This window comes from Paenibacillus sepulcri (genome assembly GCF_042647105.1).
Taxonomy (GTDB): Bacteria; Bacillota; Bacilli; order Paenibacillales; family Paenibacillaceae; genus Paenibacillus_Z; species Paenibacillus_Z sepulcri.
Genome location: NZ_JBHRUP010000001.1, coordinates 6,293,847 through 6,310,607 on the forward strand (window position 1 = coordinate 6,293,847; position 16,761 = coordinate 6,310,607).

20 protein-coding genes are annotated in these 16,761 nt (G+C 50.6%); 15 read left to right on the plus strand and 5 right to left on the minus strand.

Features of this window, described 5'->3' with window-relative positions; translation table 11 throughout:
- Positions 1-6: 6 nt before the first annotated feature.
- Together ACFOLF_RS27410 and ACFOLF_RS27415 are read right to left on the minus strand one after the other, a co-directional pair.
- Positions 7-1,080 carry a CotH kinase family protein gene (locus ACFOLF_RS27410; protein WP_210045591.1) on the minus strand — a complete coding sequence of 358 codons (1,074 nt, stop codon included), beginning with the start codon at positions 1,078-1,080 and terminating at the stop codon, positions 7-9.
- 146 nt (positions 1,081-1,226) lie between these two features.
- A complete protein-coding gene (locus ACFOLF_RS27415) occupies positions 1,227-1,703 on the minus strand; it encodes a hypothetical protein (RefSeq protein WP_379219558.1) in 477 nt (158 codons plus the stop codon).
- Positions 1,704-2,205: 502 nt separating this feature from the next.
- Between ACFOLF_RS27415 and ACFOLF_RS27420 the strand changes: the two genes are divergently transcribed.
- The 14 genes from ACFOLF_RS27420 (at position 2,206) to ACFOLF_RS27485 (ending at position 13,538) form a co-directional block, all read left to right on the plus strand.
- Entirely contained in the window at positions 2,206-3,099 is an 894-nt protein-coding gene (locus ACFOLF_RS27420) for a hypothetical protein (protein WP_210037166.1), read from the plus strand.
- Positions 3,100-3,443: 344 nt separating this feature from the next.
- Complete coding sequence (locus tag ACFOLF_RS27425; RefSeq protein ID WP_379112896.1) at positions 3,444-3,980, plus strand: DUF2642 domain-containing protein; 537 nt, start codon at positions 3,444-3,446, stop codon at positions 3,978-3,980.
- A gap of 113 nt (positions 3,981-4,093) precedes the next feature.
- A complete protein-coding gene (locus tag ACFOLF_RS27430) occupies positions 4,094-4,318 on the plus strand; it encodes a hypothetical protein (protein WP_210037168.1) in 225 nt (74 codons plus the stop codon).
- Between the two features lie 20 nt (positions 4,319-4,338).
- On the plus strand, positions 4,339-4,767 hold the full coding sequence (locus ACFOLF_RS27435) for a spore coat protein (RefSeq protein WP_210037169.1): 429 nt from the start codon (positions 4,339-4,341) through the stop codon (positions 4,765-4,767).
- A gap of 218 nt (positions 4,768-4,985) precedes the next feature.
- A complete protein-coding gene (locus tag ACFOLF_RS27440) occupies positions 4,986-5,477 on the plus strand; it encodes an Lrp/AsnC family transcriptional regulator (protein WP_210037170.1) in 492 nt (163 codons plus the stop codon).
- Positions 5,478-5,490: 13 nt separating this feature from the next.
- Complete coding sequence (locus tag ACFOLF_RS27445) at positions 5,491-6,708, plus strand: aminotransferase class I/II-fold pyridoxal phosphate-dependent enzyme (RefSeq protein WP_210037172.1); 1,218 nt, start codon at positions 5,491-5,493, stop codon at positions 6,706-6,708.
- A gap of 193 nt (positions 6,709-6,901) precedes the next feature.
- On the plus strand, positions 6,902-7,144 hold the full coding sequence (locus tag ACFOLF_RS27450; protein ID WP_210037174.1) for a Spo0E family sporulation regulatory protein-aspartic acid phosphatase: 243 nt from the start codon (positions 6,902-6,904) through the stop codon (positions 7,142-7,144).
- A 103-nt stretch (positions 7,145-7,247) separates the two neighbouring features.
- Positions 7,248-7,802: a hypothetical protein gene (locus ACFOLF_RS27455; RefSeq protein ID WP_210037175.1), complete on the plus strand. Its 555-nt coding sequence runs from the start codon at positions 7,248-7,250 to the stop codon at positions 7,800-7,802.
- The gene (locus ACFOLF_RS27460; RefSeq protein WP_210037177.1) at positions 7,799-8,371 is read left to right on the plus strand and encodes a cob(I)yrinic acid a,c-diamide adenosyltransferase; all 573 of its coding nucleotides are present in this window, start codon (positions 7,799-7,801) and stop codon (positions 8,369-8,371) included. The genes ACFOLF_RS27455 and ACFOLF_RS27460 overlap by 4 nt, the downstream gene beginning before the upstream one ends.
- Positions 8,368-9,333, plus strand: a complete 966-nt coding sequence (locus ACFOLF_RS27465) for an RluA family pseudouridine synthase (RefSeq protein ID WP_210037178.1) — start codon at positions 8,368-8,370, stop codon at positions 9,331-9,333. The genes ACFOLF_RS27460 and ACFOLF_RS27465 overlap by 4 nt, the downstream gene beginning before the upstream one ends.
- Before the next feature lie 31 nt (positions 9,334-9,364).
- Positions 9,365-9,727 (plus strand): arsenate reductase family protein, encoded by a 363-nt coding sequence (locus ACFOLF_RS27470; RefSeq protein ID WP_210037179.1) that lies wholly within the window; start codon positions 9,365-9,367, stop codon positions 9,725-9,727.
- Positions 9,705-10,949, plus strand: coding sequence for an aminotransferase class I/II-fold pyridoxal phosphate-dependent enzyme (locus tag ACFOLF_RS27475; RefSeq protein ID WP_210037180.1), 1,245 nt, complete (start codon positions 9,705-9,707; stop codon positions 10,947-10,949). The genes ACFOLF_RS27470 and ACFOLF_RS27475 overlap by 23 nt, the downstream gene beginning before the upstream one ends.
- 56 nt (positions 10,950-11,005) lie before the next feature.
- A complete protein-coding gene (locus ACFOLF_RS27480; RefSeq protein WP_210037621.1) occupies positions 11,006-11,914 on the plus strand; it encodes a 5'-3' exonuclease in 909 nt (302 codons plus the stop codon).
- A 190-nt stretch (positions 11,915-12,104) separates the two neighbouring features.
- Entirely contained in the window at positions 12,105-13,538 is a 1,434-nt protein-coding gene (locus ACFOLF_RS27485; RefSeq protein ID WP_210037181.1) for a phosphodiester glycosidase family protein, read from the plus strand.
- Positions 13,539-13,625: 87 nt separating this feature from the next.
- On the opposite strand, the gene ACFOLF_RS27490 is transcribed toward ACFOLF_RS27485, so the two are convergent.
- On the minus strand, positions 13,626-13,907 hold the full coding sequence (locus ACFOLF_RS27490; protein ID WP_210037182.1) for a hypothetical protein: 282 nt from the start codon (positions 13,905-13,907) through the stop codon (positions 13,626-13,628).
- A gap of 53 nt (positions 13,908-13,960) precedes the next feature.
- Positions 13,961-14,257 (minus strand): DUF3055 domain-containing protein, encoded by a 297-nt coding sequence (locus ACFOLF_RS27495; protein WP_210037183.1) that lies wholly within the window; start codon positions 14,255-14,257, stop codon positions 13,961-13,963.
- Between the two features lie 316 nt (positions 14,258-14,573).
- Between ACFOLF_RS27495 and ACFOLF_RS27500 the strand changes: the two genes are divergently transcribed.
- Positions 14,574-15,572, plus strand: coding sequence for an HRDC domain-containing protein (locus ACFOLF_RS27500; protein ID WP_210037184.1), 999 nt, complete (start codon positions 14,574-14,576; stop codon positions 15,570-15,572).
- 52 nt (positions 15,573-15,624) lie between these two features.
- Here the strand turns inward: ACFOLF_RS27500 and ACFOLF_RS27505 are convergent, their stop codons facing one another.
- Positions 15,625-16,638 carry a zinc dependent phospholipase C family protein gene (locus tag ACFOLF_RS27505; protein WP_210037185.1) on the minus strand — a complete coding sequence of 338 codons (1,014 nt, stop codon included), beginning with the start codon at positions 16,636-16,638 and terminating at the stop codon, positions 15,625-15,627.
- Positions 16,639-16,761: the final 123 nt, after the last annotated feature.

Sequence of the window (16,761 nt, forward strand, 5' to 3'; positions counted from 1 at the left end):
GGATGTTTAATTTTTCCAGCTGCTCAAGGCTTCCCTGACAATAAGCCGTCTTTCATTGATGTAGTTCTTGAATACCTCCGGCTCTTCTTGAAAAGTGTGGAAGGGCCACTTTCTCGTGAAATCGTCTCTGATCGCTGGCGTAAGCTCCCCGTGCAGCTTCATCAGGACGGGCTCCAGCCGCTGTATGGTAAATTTATCAGTCAACAGCTGGTTTAGAATACGGCGATAAGCCAGCCGGCAGGAACGGTAGGATAATATTTTGCGCGTCAGGATGTTGTACCCCTTTACCCGGACCAGATCGCTGCCGCATAATTTGCCATAGCAGTTTCTTCCCCAAGTGCCCTCATAATCCCAGGGGATAATCCGGTACTTGCCGCTTGTTGTATGCTCATAAAGGGCATAGTTCTGATCAAATCCGTCATAATTTCCGGTCAGCACGGCGCCGGCAAGCCACTTCAAGTAAAGTCCGATGTCGAGCCGCTTGACGAGATAGGAACGTAGAGCTTCGCCGGCGGGGCGGTTAATCCGTCTAACGAAGCGGGTCAGGCGGACAGGTGTCTCCTTCGTCCCCTTCATCACGCGGTAACCGGAAAAAAGTGTAGATTTATGCTGATTCGTATCCGGGTCGATGAGACTGAAGTTGGCATTGTCATTAACCGCGTAGATGAGCGCCCTGGAGCCGATTTTCCGTTTTCTGAAGAAGGTCTGGTCCACGGCTTCGATATCCAGATAAACGCCGTGGGGCTGATCATTCCATTCCAGCCAGAAATGACGGGTTGAGGGTGCCGGTACCTGGATGGAGTTGAAAAAATGAAAGGAAAGGGCATTGCGCATCATCGACGGGTCGTCGAATTCAGCATTCCAATGCATGGTCTTATTATTACCATACCGCAGCTCGTAAGATTTTTTGGGATAATTGCGAGTATGGCCCCCGCGGAAGCGAAGCTGCGCCTCATAGGATTCTCCGTCCATTTCAAGTTTAACGGGAGCGAATTCATTGCTCCATACATCAGCCTGGAGCCTTGACAAATCGTCCTCATTGATCGTTATTTTGCGGGTCGGCAGTCCTTCCCCGGACATTGGACCATCTCCTTAACCAAAAGATAAAGCCTATCGGTAAAGACGATAGGCTTTTTTTATGATTCTTTACATTATGCAGGCATCAGCCTAATGGTCACTGCTGGTATGCCATGATTTACAAAGTCTGCAGGGTGAAAGGCTGCACCTTAATAGCGGTTTCCGCCGCGAGAACCTTGTGTACCTTGAGCCCCTCCGGAGCCTTGTGTACCCTGAGCCCCTCTGGAGCCTTGTGTACCCTGAGCCCCTCTGGAGCCTTGTGTACCCTGAGCCCCTCTGGAGCCTTGTGTACCCTGAGCCCCTCTGGAGCCTTGTGTACCCTGAGCCCCTCTGGAGCCTTGTGTACCCTGAGCCCCTCTGGAGCCTTGTGTACCCTGAACGCCTCTGGAGCCCTGTGTGCCGCCAAGTCCACTTGAACGGTTCTCGCCTTGCGTCCTTTGAACATCGCCGGATCTGTGCTTGTTACCTTTTGTTACATGATCCTCGCCCTCTGCGCACGGCATACCATTGGTATCTTCTTCCGTACTCTGCGCATCCTGCTTCTTTGGACTGCATTTCGCTCCTTTCCATGACTTCTTTGAAGTTTTTTTGCTGCGTTTATAACCTTTGCCATTTGTACCGCTCATGAATAATTTCCTCCTTATATCATATTTATACAGGCTATGAAAATAATCTATCTATCGCGCTAGGTTACAATCCAACTTGAACAAAATAGATATGAATCTACTTATTGTGCTGGGTTGCAATCCAACTTGAATAAAAATAGATATGAATCTAGTACCGGATTATTGCGAGATACATATAGATATATTACAAATTGCTCAACATGATGGATTTCATGGAGGCAAGTATTGGAGGGATGAAAGACGAAACGAGTCGGTTGTACCGGATTGTCAGCAGCTGAAGTTTTTTGAAGGTTGAACCTTGGAATTAGTCGCGAAGGAAAGAAAAGTGCTCTGGTGTTCATTATCCGCAATCTTTCGACTATGCGGCCTCGGATCTGATGATCGTCATTATTGAGCTATTAGAAGAAAGAACTTGTCACCGATCAGCTTCCACCAGCTTCTCTTCTAATAGTTGAAAGTATCAAACCGCTTATAATCTATTCATTCATGGAGGGATTCTTCAATGGAACATATTCAAAAAGCAAGCCATAACAAAAAAACAGTTAGCTTAAGCAGCAATGCCAGTCCTGGCAGCAAAGGACATAAAAGCTATACAAGTAATGCATCCGATGCGTCCCCTTCAATGGGCGGCGGCAGCCACTATGACAACTATCTGAACAGCCTGATCGGCAAACAAATAAAAATTAACCGCGGCGGTCCTGAGTCTCTTGTCGGCAGACTGGTTGGGGTACAAAGCGATTATGTTGCCTTGTATGCTAAAGAAGGTACTGTGTATATCAATTCAAGTCACGTAAAAAGCATTACCGAGCTTGAAGGCAGCAAAAGCCAAGGAAGCTGGACGCCCAACTATATTGTCGCATCTGATTTTGTTGGCGTTTTACACAAAATGGTTAAATCCTTTGCTCAAGTAAACTGGGGCGGTCCTGAGAAAGTGGAAGGCTTCATAGCCGAAGTGGGAAACCAGTCGCTGCTCCTTGTTGTCAACGGACAAGATTTGATGCGTATTCCGCTCTACCATATCAAAACCGTTAAATCTTCCGGCAAATATGCCAGCAGCGGAAGCAAGGGCAACAAATCGGGAAGCGGCAGCAAATCCGGAGGAACTCAAGGAAGCGGAAGCGGCAGCGGCAAATCCGGAGGAACTCAAGGAAGCGGAAGCGGCGGCAAATCCGGAGGAACCCAAGGAAGCGGAAGCGGCGGCGGCAAATCCGGAGGAACTCAAGGAAGCGGAAGCGGCGGCAAATCCGGAGGAACTCAGGGAAGCAGAACTGGAGGCAGCCAGGGCAATAAATCCGGAAGCAAAAGAAACAGTACGGGAGGAAGCGGGAAGGGCAAATCCCGCAGCAATCAAGGAAGCAGAAACAGCAGCAGCAAAAAATCAGGAAGAAAAGGATAATTACCGCACGAGCAGCATCAATCGCGCCAATTGTAACCGTGAACCTTTCACAAGGATGGGAATCAGGGCTGAATTCATGCCGGTGCCGGCATATCAAGCCGGCGCTGGCAGCAGCTTTGCCACCTGCAATTAAAATCTATCATCAACCGATTTATATCAAATGCGCCTCAATAATATCTGGATGCAAATCTCAGGATGAAAGGAGGTTGTTCTCATTGAAAAGTCGTCATCCTTTATTAGACCAGTATGTTGAGCTTGACGTTTCCGGCGCTTCTCTACCTATAAAAGGAAAACTGATCGATTTGGGCCAAGACATATTAGTCGTGCACAATGGGAGACAATTTTTGTATATACCATTTGTTCATCTGCAGCAGATGCGGTTAATCGTTAATGAGTATCAGGATATCGAAGTGCCGGAGCCGCATTTTGAGCAGCAAAATGATCTTATTTCATATCGAAAAGTATTGATGAACGCAAAAGGCATGTTTTCCGAACTGTATATTACCGGCCATCAGTCGATCCATGGCTATTTAACGAGTGTGATGAACGATTTCTTTGTTTTTTACTCGCCGGTCTATCATTCGGTCATGGTTTCCCTGAAGCATCTGAAATATTTGATACCATATAACCCCAATGTCACGCCGTATACCTTGACGCCGGAGCAGTTTCCGCTCAAGCCTTCTCCCATTACGCTTGCCCGTACGTTTGATCAGCAAATGAATAAACTGCTTGGTGAATTCGTCATCCTGGATCTCGGCGAGAACCCAAATAAAATCGGAGTCCTCAAAAGTATTGATCAGAGCATGATCGAACTGTCGAACGCGGATGGCAAATCCATTTATCTGCATTTTGACCATGTAAAAACAATCCATCTTCCTTAATCCGGAAAGATTGAATTCTTCCTGAAAAGGAGGAATTCGGATACATATAAATTTCAGGCGGAGGACATAATACGGAAGGTTCAATGAATTGGAAAAAAGGAGGGAGTTTTCACATGATGCAGCCTATCTCATCCAAGGAAATGGAATATATCGTCGATTCCATATCCAATGAGGATCTATTGATGAAGCAATGCGCTGCTGTAGCCGTTGCAGCGCAGACCCAGGGAATTAAACAGGTATGTTCGCAAATGATATCGATGCACCACCAGAACACGCAGACATTAATGAATTCACTTCAGCAGCATCAGCAGCTGGCGCCAACCCAGCCGCAAAATTAGAGGAACGGGAGGAATCCGATATGTATCAGCAGCAAAATATGCAAAATGGACAAGTTCAAATGCTCATGCCGGAAGAGGATATGGCTTATACCGTCCTGGCCGATCTGAAACGTGTGGTTCGGGAGTACGCGACAGCGGCAACAGAATCAAGCTGTCCGGAAATCCGCGGGATGTTCACCCATTTGCTGAATAATACGCTTCATATGCAGGGAGAATTGTTCAACGCGATGAAGCAGGCCAATATGTACAGCGTCTCATCGCCTGCGCTCCGTCAGGATCTGACCAAGCAGCTCCAGCAAAATCAGCAAACCCTGGTCAAGACGGAACAGCATCTGCAAAAGCTTCAGCAAAGTCAGTCAAGCCAACAAATGCAGCAGCCTTCCGGGCAGCACCAGGCTTATCAGCAGCAGCAGCAAATGCCGCAGCAAAACGGCCAGTATTATATGTAGCTTAAACAGCCCTTTGGGCCGTTTTTTTCGGAAGAGCCCCCTGATGGGGCTCTTTCCTGTTTGCAAGCCTTACATCTTTGCGCTTTGCAGGAAGCTTGGATTCGTTGTAATATATTCATTATAACTAATGACGCGAAGGCAGGACTGTCCACCATTGTAGTCCTTTGGAGGGCGGTACTGCCTGCGGTTGATTAATATTGCTTTGGGAGGGTATGACGATGAATGAGCGCAAGATGAAAATATTAGAGCTGCTAAAAGAAGATGCGCGCCGCAGTGCGGATCTGATCGCGACCATGCTGGATGAACCGGTGGCGGAAGTGAAGCAGGAGATTGCAGAAATGGAAGAAGACCATATCATCGTCAAATACGCCACTGTCGTCAACTGGAGCAAAGTGGAGGATGAGAAGGTAACGGCTTTGATTGAGGTGCAGATTACACCGGAACGCGGCCGGGGCTTCGAGGGCATCGCGGAGCGGATTTATTTGTATCCCGAAGTGAAATCGGTCTATTTGATGTCAGGCGCTTATGACCTGCTGGTAGAGGTTCAAGGCAAGACGCTGAAAGACGTCGCATCCTTCGTTTCCAACAAGCTGTCACCCATTGACGCGGTTCTGTCCACCAAAACATTTTTTATTTTGAAGAAGTATAAACAGGATGGCATTATATTCGAAGAGCATGAAGACGATCACCGTCTTCTTATCTCACCGTAAAGGGTGACCGATCATGATAAAAGACGAAGAACTTCAGCAGAGCACCCTGACAAGCCGGACTTCCATGGCTGACTATCTGTCGCCGCAGGCGCGGGTTATGAAGCCATCGGGAATCCGCCGATTTTTTGATTTGGCAAGCGGCCGCAAGGACATTATTACGCTTGGCGTGGGCGAGCCTGATTTTGTTACGCCATGGCATGTCCGCGAGGCCTGTGTGTACTCGCTGGAAATGGGCAAAACCCAGTATACCTCCAATGCCGGCACGCCGGAGCTGCGCGAGGAAATCGGTCATTATCTGAACCGTCAATTCGATGTCTCCTATGAACCCGGCAATGAAATACTGGTGACGGTAGGCGGAAGCGAAGCGATCGATCTGGCGCTGCGTGCGCTTATTGCCCCAGGGGATGAGATTCTTGTTCCTGAGCCTTGTTATATTTCCTATTCGCCGATCACCTCCCTGAGCGGAGGCGTACCGGTCGGAATTGAAACCTATGCCAAGGATCAGTTCAAACTGACGGCCGAGTCGCTGCAGGCTGTCATCACACCACGGTCCAAAGTACTTATTTTATGCTATCCCAGCAATCCGACGGGCGGTATCATGACCCGTGAAGACTGGCTGCCGATTGCAAAAGTGGTCGAGGAAAATGACCTGATCGTCATTTCGGATGAAATTTACGCGGAGCTTACGTACGGCACCAAGCATGTCAGCTTTGCCTCGCTTCCGGGCATGAAGGACCGGACTATTCTGGTCAGCGGCTTCTCCAAGGCGTTCGCCATGACCGGCTGGCGGATCGGATATGCCTGCGGGCACCGCGATCTTATAGCGGCTATGTTGAAAATTCATCAGTATACCGTCATGTGCGCACCTGTAATGGCTCAGGTCGCAGCTCTGGAAGCTCTCAAAAACGGACTGGAGGAAAAAGACCGCATGGTGGAGGCTTATAACCAGCGCCGCCGTCTCGTGGTTCACGGGTTCCGCGAAATCGGCCTGGAATGCCATGAACCCCAAGGAGCGTTCTACGCCTTTCCTTCTATTAAGGCAACCGGACTCAGCTCCGAAGAGTTCGCCACCGCCCTGCTGCTTGAGCAAAGTGTTGCCGCCGTGCCCGGAGATGTGTTCGGTCTCGGCGGGGAAGGCCATCTGCGCTGCTCCTATGCTACATCTGTCAGCCAACTGACTGAGGCGATTGAGCGGATAGGCAATTTTGTCCGCAAATATACGGCAGGATAAGTCCGTTTTGGCCGCAAAAAATTATATTCATAATTGTAATTGTTTGTTATAATTTAGTAAAACTGCAAGGAACCTAGGAACAACGAAGAAGAATAAATGAACAAATTACATCTTCCGTTGCTATATCCTTAAAGTATTGTGGGGTAAATTCCACGAAACAACAGCATTAGATCGACGACAAGGAGGGATGGCAATGGCTTTTGCGGATTATGGCCTATCGTTCAATAATGAGCCGGGCACCGTGTCAGCTAGACAGTTGTCTTCCTCGATACAATCGCTAGAAGCTGAGATTTATGCGCTCCGAACGAAGATGGAGCAATCCTATACGGAAGAAACGACATTTAATTCCGATATCGTGATTGATCTCAGCCGGAGGCTGGATTTGAAGATTAATGAGTATATGCATGTCATGAGAAAAAAGTCGAAATCATCATAATGCGGATTTTCTTACCCGGGAAGCCCCTGACGAGGGCTTCTTTTATTTTTTTTATACTCTTATTTATGCTATATTTGACGTAGATATTCGATGTGGAGGGATTATGTTGCTGCGTTTGCCGACAAGGTTTCGAGCTTTATTTGCAGGTTTTGCGTTACTGGTATTATGTATGACTCTTTCGGGCTGCGGATCCAATGCCGATCTGACTGTATTTATTATGCCCAAGGAATATTTGCCGGATGGTGTGGCTGCCAAGGTCGAGGAGCAGCTCAAAGCCAAATTTGGCGAAGAGAAGACGATTGAAGTAAACGCTTCTCCAATGTACAACGACCAGAAGCTGATTGTGGAAATTGCTGCCGGAGGAAACGGAATTCTGATCCTCCCCAAGGATACCTTGATGAGCATGATTACTCAGGGCCCGGCGATTCAGCTGGACAAGTGGTTCGACGCTTCCGCCTATCCGGAAGGTGTGCTTGAGAGCGACCTCGGCGATTCGAAGAATCCGAAGCTCGTCAAGGGCTTGTTCGCGATTCCCGTCGAAAAGACGATATTCAAGGATGCGGGCTATAACGAACCCAATATGCTGATGATTATTCCGGCAAATGCGCCGGATCAGGATTTATCCATTGAAGTCATGAAGGAGCTCGTCAAGCCATGAGATTATATACCCGAACGGGAGACGATGGGCAAACGTCGGTAAAGGGCGGACGTGTCCGCAAGGATGATGAACGTGTTGAAGCTTACGGTACGATTGATGAGCTGAACTCATTCGTTGGCCAGGCGGCGGCTGTAGCAGCGGCAGCAGGCGGGCTGGATGAGCTGGTGGTGCAGCTGGCCCAGATCCAGCAGGAATTATTCGATTGCGGTTCTGATCTTGCTTTTGCTGAACCTAAGAGCCGTCAGATGAAAATGGATGCGGAGCCGGCGGTTAGACTCGAGGGGTGGATAGACGCTCATGTGGAGGCGGCTCCGGAAGTGACCCGCTTTATTCTGCCGGGAGGAAGTGAAGTGTCGGCCCTGCTGCATGTATGCCGGACTGTATGCCGCAGAGCGGAGCGCCGCGTCGTTACATTGTCGGCGGAGCTTCCCGTCAATCCCGAGGCACAGAAATATATCAACCGGCTCTCTGATTATTTCTTCGCAGCTGCCCGTTTTGCCAATGCCAGACTGGGTGTTCCCGATACGGAGTATGTGCGCAGCGCCGAAGTATTCCGCAAAAAGAAATGAGCGGCCTCTATTATGACCCGCTGGTGCTTGAGATATCCGCCGAAGATGAGGGCAGGATGGTCCGGACGGTGCTTGAGAAGCGGCTGGGCGTCTCCCGCAAGCTGATGTCGCGGCTGAAGCTGACGGAGCAGGGACTGACGCTGAACGGGAAACGCGTGTTTACGAATGAGCGGGTCAAGCAGGGCGATTGTCTGGCCGTGCGTATGGAACAGGAGCAATCCGATGATATATTGCCTGAGCCGATGCCCCTCGATATTGTATACGAAGACCGCGAGCTGCTGATTGTGAACAAGCTTCCTGGAATCATTGTTCATCCCACGCACGGACATTACACGGGTACGCTTGCCAACGGGGTTGTCCATCACTGGCTGGAGAGGGGAGAAACGGTCCGTTTCAGACCGGTCCATCGGCTGGATGAGGAGACATCAGGACTTGTCGCAATCGCCAAGAACCCCTATATCCATCAGCAGTTGTCGGAGCAGATGCAGGCTGGCGAGATCGACAAGCGCTACCGGGCGTTTGTCTATAAATCTCCGGATCCGGCGTACGGAACGGTGGATGCCCCGATTGACCGCAATCCCGAAGAACCGCATTTGCGCGTGGTTATTCCAGGCGGGTATGCTTCGGTTACCCATTACGAGACCGAAGCTGTTTATCGGAGCGGCGGCGCAGCGAAGATCAAGCTGAAGCTTGAGACAGGACGAACGCACCAAATTCGGGTACATATGAAGCATATCGGCTGTCCGCTTATCGGCGATAAGCTCTATGGTTATGCATCGTCCAGTAGAAGCAGCGGCGGTTCAGCCGAGCTGGAAGCAGCTGTGGAGCGTCAGGCGCTTCATGCGGCAACGCTCGGCTTTACCCATCCCATGACGCATAAATATATGGAGTTTGAAGCAGCTCTTCCGCAGGATTTGCAGCAGCTGGAGAAGCTGCTTCTTGCCGGACCGCGGGTAAAATGAGGATTTTGGCTTTAACGAAAGGAAGCTTTCTATGAAGAAATTGACATTCTATGGTTATCCCAAATGCGGTACCTGCCGTGTTGCCGTTAAATCGCTGAGTGGCAAAGGCTATGAGCTGGACTCGCATAATCTGTTCGAACAGGCGCCATCCGCTGAAGTATTAACAGAGCTGATCGGGCGGAGCGGACTTGAGGTGAAGAAATTTTTTAATACCTCGGGAGAGGCTTATAAAGAATTGAATCTAAAAGATAAGCTCCCCACTTTATCAGATAAGGAAAAAATAGAGCTGCTGGCTTCCAATGGCAGATTAATCAAAAGGCCGGTCGTAACAGACGGCTTAAAGGTAACGGTAGGTTTCAAGGACGACGACTATGATCGTGTCTGGGGTAGTTGACAACGTTGGAGGGAACTGGCTGGTGACGAAGAAATGGCAGGCCGAGCGACTGTCCATGCTGGGTTCTTCCATATTCGCAGAGGTGGGACATTGGAAGAGCAAGGCGCGCGAACAGGGGCTTGATGTAATCGATTTAAGTATTGGCAGTCCGGACCTGCCTCCTTCGCAGCGGGTTCGGCAGGTATTAAGCGAGGCTGTGCTGAGAGACGGGGCCTATCAATATCCGGGATCGAGAGGAAGCGCAGCTTTTCTGGAGCAGGCGGCAGATTGGCTGGCATTCCGCTTCGGCATTTCGGTTGATCCCGAAACCGAGATGCTCTCTCTTATGGGCTCGCAGGACGGTCTTGGCCATCTGGCGCTCGCTCTGTGCAATCCCGGCGACATCGCGTTGGTGCCGGACCCGGGCTACCCCGTTTACGCTGCAGGGCTCGCCCTGGCTGGAGTAACACCGTACCATATGCCGCTGCTTGCAGAGAACGGCTATCTTCCGGATCTGGCTTCGATACCGGCTGAGGTGCTGGCCAAAACCAAATTCATGCTGCTGAACTATCCCGGCAATCCGGTATCGGCTGTAGCCGATTTGTCCTTTTTTGCCGCGGCGGTCGCGTTCGCCAAGCGGCATCAGATTCTGATCGTTCATGATCTGGCCTATTCCGAAATGGCCTTCGACGGCTACAAGCCGCCCAGCATACTGCAGGTGGAGGGTGCTGGCGAGGTTGCGGTCGAATTTCATTCCTTATCCAAAAGCTTCAACATGGCAGGCTGCCGGATCGGTTTTCTGGCAGGAAACAGAGAAGCAGTGGGCGCTCTGGGGGCGCTTAAGGCGAATATCGATTATGGCGTATTTCTGCCGGTGCAGGAGGCTGGAATTGCCGCTTTGCAGCAGGATATGGAGGGAGCAATCCCGTCGGTAGGCGCTGTCTATGAAGAGCGGCGGGATGCGTTTCTGGATGCTTTGCGCGAAGAAGGCTGGGAGGTAGCGAAGCCTAAAGCGACAATGTTCGTCTGGGCCCAGCTGCCTACGATGTGCTGGAATTTGGCTGATCCGTGGGACTCCCGGAGCATTTCCCGGGAAATGCTAAGCCGCTGCGGCGTGGCTGTTATTCCCGGCGACGCGTTTGGCGCGCAAGGGGAAGGATTTATTCGCATTGCGCTTGTGGAGAGCAGGCAGCGTCTTGTTGAAGCGGCGCGCCGTATAGGTCATTTTATTCGGGGAGAGTAAACGGGGCGGACGAAGGGAGCGGGTGGATGAATATGAGTGTTTACGATCAAATGGCGATGTTTGAGGACCTCGAGAGCCAGGAAATCAAGGAGAATAGTGAGAACAAGCTGCTGCTTGTCGATGGAATGGCGTTGCTGTTCCGCGCTTTTTTTGCCAACTCCTATGGAGGAACAGTAAGGCGAACGAGCAGCGGCGTTCCGGTTAACGCCATTTACGGGTTTGTGAAGTATTTTATGGACGCCGTGCAGCGCTTCAAGCCAACGCATGTCGTATGCTGTTGGGATATGGGCAGTCAAACCTTCCGTACCTCTCAATATGACGGCTACAAGGCCAACCGGCCCTCCGCGCCGGAGGATCTGATTCCCCAGTTTGATCTGGTGAAGGATGTTGTTGCAAGCTTTGGCGTTCCCAATGTCGGCATTGCCGGCTATGAAGCGGATGACTGCATCGGGACGCTGGCCAAACGCCACAGCGGCGATGCGCATGTCTATGTACTTTCAGGAGATCATGATTTGCTGCAGCTGGTGGATGAGCGGATCTCGGTTGTCATAATGAAAAAAGGCCAAGGCAACTATGCGGTTTACACGCCGGAGTTCCTGCTGGAAGAACGGCAGCTTACATCGGAGCAGGTGATTTGTGTTAAAGGGCTGATGGGGGATACGAGCGATAATTATCCCGGGGTGCGCGGAATTGGGGAGAAAACAGCCCATAAGCTCATTCAGGAATATGGTTCCGTCGATGGCATACTGGAGAACCTGGACAGCTTATCCAAGACGGTTCGCGCCAAGATCGAAGCCGATCTGGAGATGCTTCATCTCTCAAGGGAATTGGCCCGTATCCGCCTTGATGTACCGGTGGAGCTGGAATTTGATTTATGCGGCTGGGAAATTGACCGGCAGCGGCAGCGGGTCGTTGGCAAATTCGAAGAGCTTGAATTCAAAAGCCTGATGGCACTCATAAGTTAAACATTATTCATATATAAGCAGCGGACGATAGAGATTCCTTCACGTAAGGAATCTTTTTTTTTCTGCAAGGAATCTTTAAGCAGATATTCATATTCGAAGTTCCTTGTCCGACAATTGTATAAGGTGATACCTATTAGGATGAGGAAGGGATTGGGGCAAGGTGCACAAAGGCAGAAAGCAGTATAAAAGAATGTACAGGCACAATTGGAGGACCGCCGGTCTTGGCGTCATGATGGTAGCGGCAGCTCTGGGAGGACCATTGACGGAAACGGCCGCAGCCATATCCGGCAATGGTTTCAATCAATCAGGAATAAACCGGACAGCGTCGGTTATGGCGCAGGCTGCTGTGCCTGAACAGCCGCAGGGCAGAGTGACTCTCGCTTATCCGAAGGCTGCGGTTGAACTTGCGGCAGGCACCCGTCTGTTCCTTGGCACTAGGCTTACTGTTTCCAAAGAGGTTGCATTAACTTATCAAACAGGCAATCCGGCGGTAGCCAAGGTGAATACAGCAGGGGTAATTACAGCGGTTGGAGCGGGCAGGACGACACTGACAATTAATGTGGTCTCCACAGGCTATAGCGGTCAGCTTAAGCTGCCGGTTCATGTCTCCACCGCGCAGCCGCTTAAGCTTGCATTCCAGCCTAAGCTGGAATCGCGCAAAGTATCAGCCGGAGGCAAATCATTCTCCATAAGCACGGTCACGATTCCGAAGGGGATGCCGGTGACAGCGGGTATTGCAAGCCGAAGCGTAGGCTCTGTCCAGCCGCTTGCGTCAATTGCCAAAACCTACAACGCCGATATCGCGATTAACGGGACTTTCTTTGATGCATACAGCGGCGTTCCCGATCCTTACGGCAACCTGATCCGTGATGGACTGCCGGAGCATATTGGCAATCTTGGGACGACGATCGGGTTCAAATGGGATGGAAGCGCGGTGATGGATTCGCTGCGGATCAAGATTTTCGGAGAGGTTGAGGGCAACGGGCGCACGAGCGGCTGGTATGCTTATTTTATCAACCGCAAACCGACTTCCGGATCGGCAGCTACGTTATTCACGCCCGCACGCGGAGCCAGGCTGGGATTTGCTGCTGCAGTGGCTGTTATTGTACAGAATGGGAAGGTGAACCGTATTGCATACGGGGAAAATGCCGCGATACCCAAAGATGGATATATTCTTGTATTTATGGGCGCAGAGAAAGGGCAGGCTGCCAAATTTAAAGTGGGCGATAAGGTAACTTACAGAGTCGAGTATCAGGATATGGACGGCAAGAAGCTGGACTGGAGCCAGGTGCAGACGGCTGTAGGTGCTGGACCGAGACTTGTGAAGGACGGGAAAGTATCTCTGAATGCCGCAGACGAAGGTTTCCGGGATCCGAAAATCATCAGCGGCGGCGGGGCAAGGAGCGGCATTGCCATCCGCAAAGACGGATCGGTCATAGTCGCTAACGTATCGGGGGCGACCATGAAGCAGTGGGCTCAGATCATGATTCAACTGGGCGCCCAACAGGCCATGAATCTCGACGGCGGCGCCTCATCGGGTCTGTGGTACAAAGGCAGGACAGTGACTGCGCCGGGACGCGAGCTCAGTAATGCTCTTCTGTTCGGAGAGCATCTTAAATGGTAGGTTAGCTGGCTTGAAATTTTATACGTCTTGTATTTCCAAAAAAAAAGCCGGGACCCTTAAAAGAGGGTCCCGGCTCTTCTATATGGTTCAGGGCTCGTCCTGAACATCCGGCACGGCAGGAGCGGCATCGTCGTCTCCGGGATACTCTCGATCCATACCGGCGTGCAGCTCGCGATTCTCGTAACTGAAACGGTTTGGGGGCCGCTGATCGATGCGCCACGGCGTGCTTTTGCCAAGTGACCGGGCGATCAGGTCAGAGCCGTAAGGCCCCTCGGGGAATTCTTCTGCTGTGAGGTCATTGCGCTGGGATTCAACCGTGGACAAATCCGCGCTCGGCTGACGATTTTCCTTCTCGAATCCACTGCTCATGGTGATTCCCTCCTGATGTAACACTTGTTTAATACCCCATTAGTGTGTCCGGATCAGTCGGTAAAATTCACACTTCCAACGACAAGCTCAAGAAATTGGCTGAGATCGCCGGCTTCTTCCTCGGTAAGCTTGAATACGTGCTCCAGATAACCTTCCTGTTCCAGGTCATCCTGGCCCATAATTGCAGTGCGGCCGCTCTGCAGGTCCGTCACCAGTTTCTTGCCGTAGAAACGGCTTGTCGACATAATGGCAAGATCAAAACGTTTATAATTCGGTGTTATGAATGTAACAAAACGCGTGGATGTATCTTCTGTCATATCAGACATAAAATCATAATCAGGCAGCAGCATTTAGAAAAACCTCCTTCACTATAGGACCTTTACCGTTCAACTGGTGTCCTTTGTGTGCTCGCTATATCATAGCATCCGATGAGTCAGTGGGGCAATATGGAATGGAGACTGATATCCATGCCGGCTGAGTGTCCGTGCCGCAAGCTTGAGAGAACTGCCTATTGCAAGAAGACTCGCACATATGCTATGCTTTGAACAATCAAATCGTTGCAACGTGAGGAAGCACCTCTTCAGCCCTAACAGGCAGGAGAGGTGCTTTTTTTTTGTGCCAGTACAGCGTTCTCGATTGATGAACAATCTGATGGAGGTCTGCCATATGCAAATCGTTTTTTTAAACACTTTTGAGAAATTGGAAGAGAGCGGCCTGAGCTCGCAAGCCCAGCTGTCCATTTGTGAGCAGGAGGGGATATGGTCGGTTATGTGGACAGATGACGAAGCAAAGGAGCCGGATGGTCCGGCTGTCTGGTTCGAGGGAAGTTCCTGGGAGGAAATGATGACGGCTTTTCGTCATGGGGTTGCTGTCCAGATGGGAAAAGGCTTCATACCACTCATTGACGGCTTGCTTGATGATCGTCAGGCTGCACCAGGTAAGAGCAGTCTGATTGCGATGCTGCAGTGTTACGGGGAAATCAATGCCAACAGCGAATTGTTTGATCTGCTCCGCGAGTGGCGCCGGTCCAGGGCAATTGCCGATAAGAAATCGGCTTATTTGATCGCCACCAACCGGATGCTCTGGATGATCAGCGCATTCGTCCCTCATCAGCTGGACGAGCTGGCCCAAATTCCCGGTTGGGGAGAAAGCAAGCAAGCCGCGTTTGGCGAAGAGGTTGTTGGGATCACGAGAACTTTTGAGCAAACGGCCGTTTTTCCATTGGAATGGGTTGCGGATTCTTTGGACCAGAAGGTGTATACCCAATGGCTGTATAAGCAAAAGGAGAATAAATTCAAGATGCAAATGGACAGGCAAAATGAGAAGCATCTTCTGCTGAGAGGAATTGCGGAAGGAAAAACATTGGATCAGATGCAGGCTGAGCTTGAGCTGCCCCGACGTGATTTAATGGAGCGGATCGAAAAGCTGGAAACGGAAGGCTATGATATTGAGCCGTTGATTGAGCGCGAGCTGGAGCATGTGCCGCAATCCGAGCAGCAGCTGGTATGGGAGGCTCTGCTCAGTGAGGGCGACCGTTATTTGAAGCCGGTTTTATTCAAGGTTTATGGGGAAGATACGGTTAAAGGCAAGCCGGTGGATCTTCTCTATGACCGTTTACGCTTGATAAGGTTGCGCTACCGCCGTATTAAGGAAGAGGCGATATAAAAAGTTTCCGGAAGACTGACAGAGCAGGTAGTATGGAGCAGACTATACGGGATCATGTCTTGCCGGCCTGTGAATCCGGCCAGATTGGATCTGCGTGCAGGATAGAGGCGCCGCTGTCGCACGGAAGTCCCGTTTCGTAGGAGCGGCTTCCGATGAGAGCGGCAGTTTCTTCGCGGAGCGGACAGGACTGGAACAATCCGTCGTCATGTTGAGGCTGCTTCGTCATCCGCTGAACCTCCCGCAGCCATTGGATAACAGTGGCTGTAATCTGCTTGGCCTCCTCCATGGCATGATCCCACATATCCCATATGCTGTCTGTCTTCGTCCGATAGCCGTCGGTAGGATCCAGCCAGGGACGATGGGACTCGTTCAGGATATCAAGGGGAGGCAGATTTCGTTTATAGACAAGCGGTTCAATCTTGCGGAAGGTAAGAATGGTGCGGATTCCGGTGGGATCATAGAAGAGACGCTGCGCACGAATCATGTCCCGCATCGCAGAAGTCCAGTTATGACGTCTGATATGCGGCGCAAGCTCCGGATAATGGACGGCGGCTACTTGTTCGAAGGCATCGACGATGATATCGGGCAGTTGCCCTTCATTGTCGATTTCCCGCCAAACGGGGGTATTCCATGTTTCAATGCTGAGGAGCTTGCGGACAATGAGCGTGTCCATCATGACCTCAAATCGCTGATGGTCCCACTTGCGGAAGCCGGAACGGCTGAATACATAGGGATGCATATTGCAGTCGAGAATATGATGCAGCACGAATCCCAGTGCATAGACCAGAGCATCATCATACCCGGCATCCTCTGCCGATTGGGTGCTAACCGCATCAAGCAGATCCATGATAACCGGTCCGCAGTGGCGGTTATGCATTTCGTTGCCGAGCAGATTCATGAGTTTCTCCTGCTGCCAAGGGAGAAAATGATGGTAAAATAAGAAATCCGGTCCTTGGCAGCCCATATTGAACATCCGTTTCCGGGAAGGCGAGGCGATCAGCGCTTCTTCACCGATTGATTCCAATACTTTCTGCCCAAATATGAAATGTGTCCATACATTCGGCATAATATTCCTCCCTGGGACTATCGTTCGACAAAATATTACATAATTTATGAAAATGGGTATGGGAGTAGTATACTTGTCCTAATTAATTTAGTATAATACTAGATAAAGTAAGACAAATGAATC

Excerpts from the sequence above, each read along its gene's own strand:
- ACFOLF_RS27505 (WP_210037185.1), bottom strand. The coding sequence starts at position 16,638 with ATGCCGAATGTATGGACACATTTCATATTTGGGCAGAAAGTATTGGAA.
- ACFOLF_RS27490 (WP_210037182.1), bottom strand. The coding sequence starts at position 13,907 with ATGAGCAGTGGATTCGAGAAGGAAAATCGTCAGCCGAGCGCGGATTTG.
- ACFOLF_RS27470 (WP_210037179.1), top strand. The coding sequence starts at position 9,365 with ATGAAGAAATTGACATTCTATGGTTATCCCAAATGCGGTACCTGCCGT.
- ACFOLF_RS27465 (WP_210037178.1), top strand. The coding sequence starts at position 8,368 with ATGAGCGGCCTCTATTATGACCCGCTGGTGCTTGAGATATCCGCCGAA.
- ACFOLF_RS27420 (WP_210037166.1), top strand. The coding sequence starts at position 2,206 with ATGGAACATATTCAAAAAGCAAGCCATAACAAAAAAACAGTTAGCTTA.
- ACFOLF_RS27480 (WP_210037621.1), top strand. The coding sequence starts at position 11,006 with ATGTTTGAGGACCTCGAGAGCCAGGAAATCAAGGAGAATAGTGAGAAC.
- ACFOLF_RS27455 (WP_210037175.1), top strand. The coding sequence starts at position 7,248 with ATGTTGCTGCGTTTGCCGACAAGGTTTCGAGCTTTATTTGCAGGTTTT.
- ACFOLF_RS27460 (WP_210037177.1), top strand. The coding sequence starts at position 7,799 with ATGAGATTATATACCCGAACGGGAGACGATGGGCAAACGTCGGTAAAG.
- ACFOLF_RS27450 (WP_210037174.1), top strand. The coding sequence starts at position 6,902 with ATGGCTTTTGCGGATTATGGCCTATCGTTCAATAATGAGCCGGGCACC.
- ACFOLF_RS27445 (WP_210037172.1), top strand. The coding sequence starts at position 5,491 with ATGATAAAAGACGAAGAACTTCAGCAGAGCACCCTGACAAGCCGGACT.
- ACFOLF_RS27410 (WP_210045591.1), bottom strand. The coding sequence starts at position 1,080 with ATGTCCGGGGAAGGACTGCCGACCCGCAAAATAACGATCAATGAGGAC.
- ACFOLF_RS27435 (WP_210037169.1), top strand. The coding sequence starts at position 4,339 with ATGTATCAGCAGCAAAATATGCAAAATGGACAAGTTCAAATGCTCATG.
- ACFOLF_RS27475 (WP_210037180.1), top strand. The coding sequence starts at position 9,705 with ATGATCGTGTCTGGGGTAGTTGACAACGTTGGAGGGAACTGGCTGGTG.
- ACFOLF_RS27500 (WP_210037184.1), top strand. The coding sequence starts at position 14,574 with ATGCAAATCGTTTTTTTAAACACTTTTGAGAAATTGGAAGAGAGCGGC.
- ACFOLF_RS27415 (WP_379219558.1), bottom strand. The coding sequence starts at position 1,703 with ATGAGCGGTACAAATGGCAAAGGTTATAAACGCAGCAAAAAAACTTCA.
- ACFOLF_RS27430 (WP_210037168.1), top strand. The coding sequence starts at position 4,094 with ATGATGCAGCCTATCTCATCCAAGGAAATGGAATATATCGTCGATTCC.
- ACFOLF_RS27440 (WP_210037170.1), top strand. The coding sequence starts at position 4,986 with ATGAATGAGCGCAAGATGAAAATATTAGAGCTGCTAAAAGAAGATGCG.
- ACFOLF_RS27485 (WP_210037181.1), top strand. The coding sequence starts at position 12,105 with ATGTACAGGCACAATTGGAGGACCGCCGGTCTTGGCGTCATGATGGTA.
- ACFOLF_RS27495 (WP_210037183.1), bottom strand. The coding sequence starts at position 14,257 with ATGCTGCTGCCTGATTATGATTTTATGTCTGATATGACAGAAGATACA.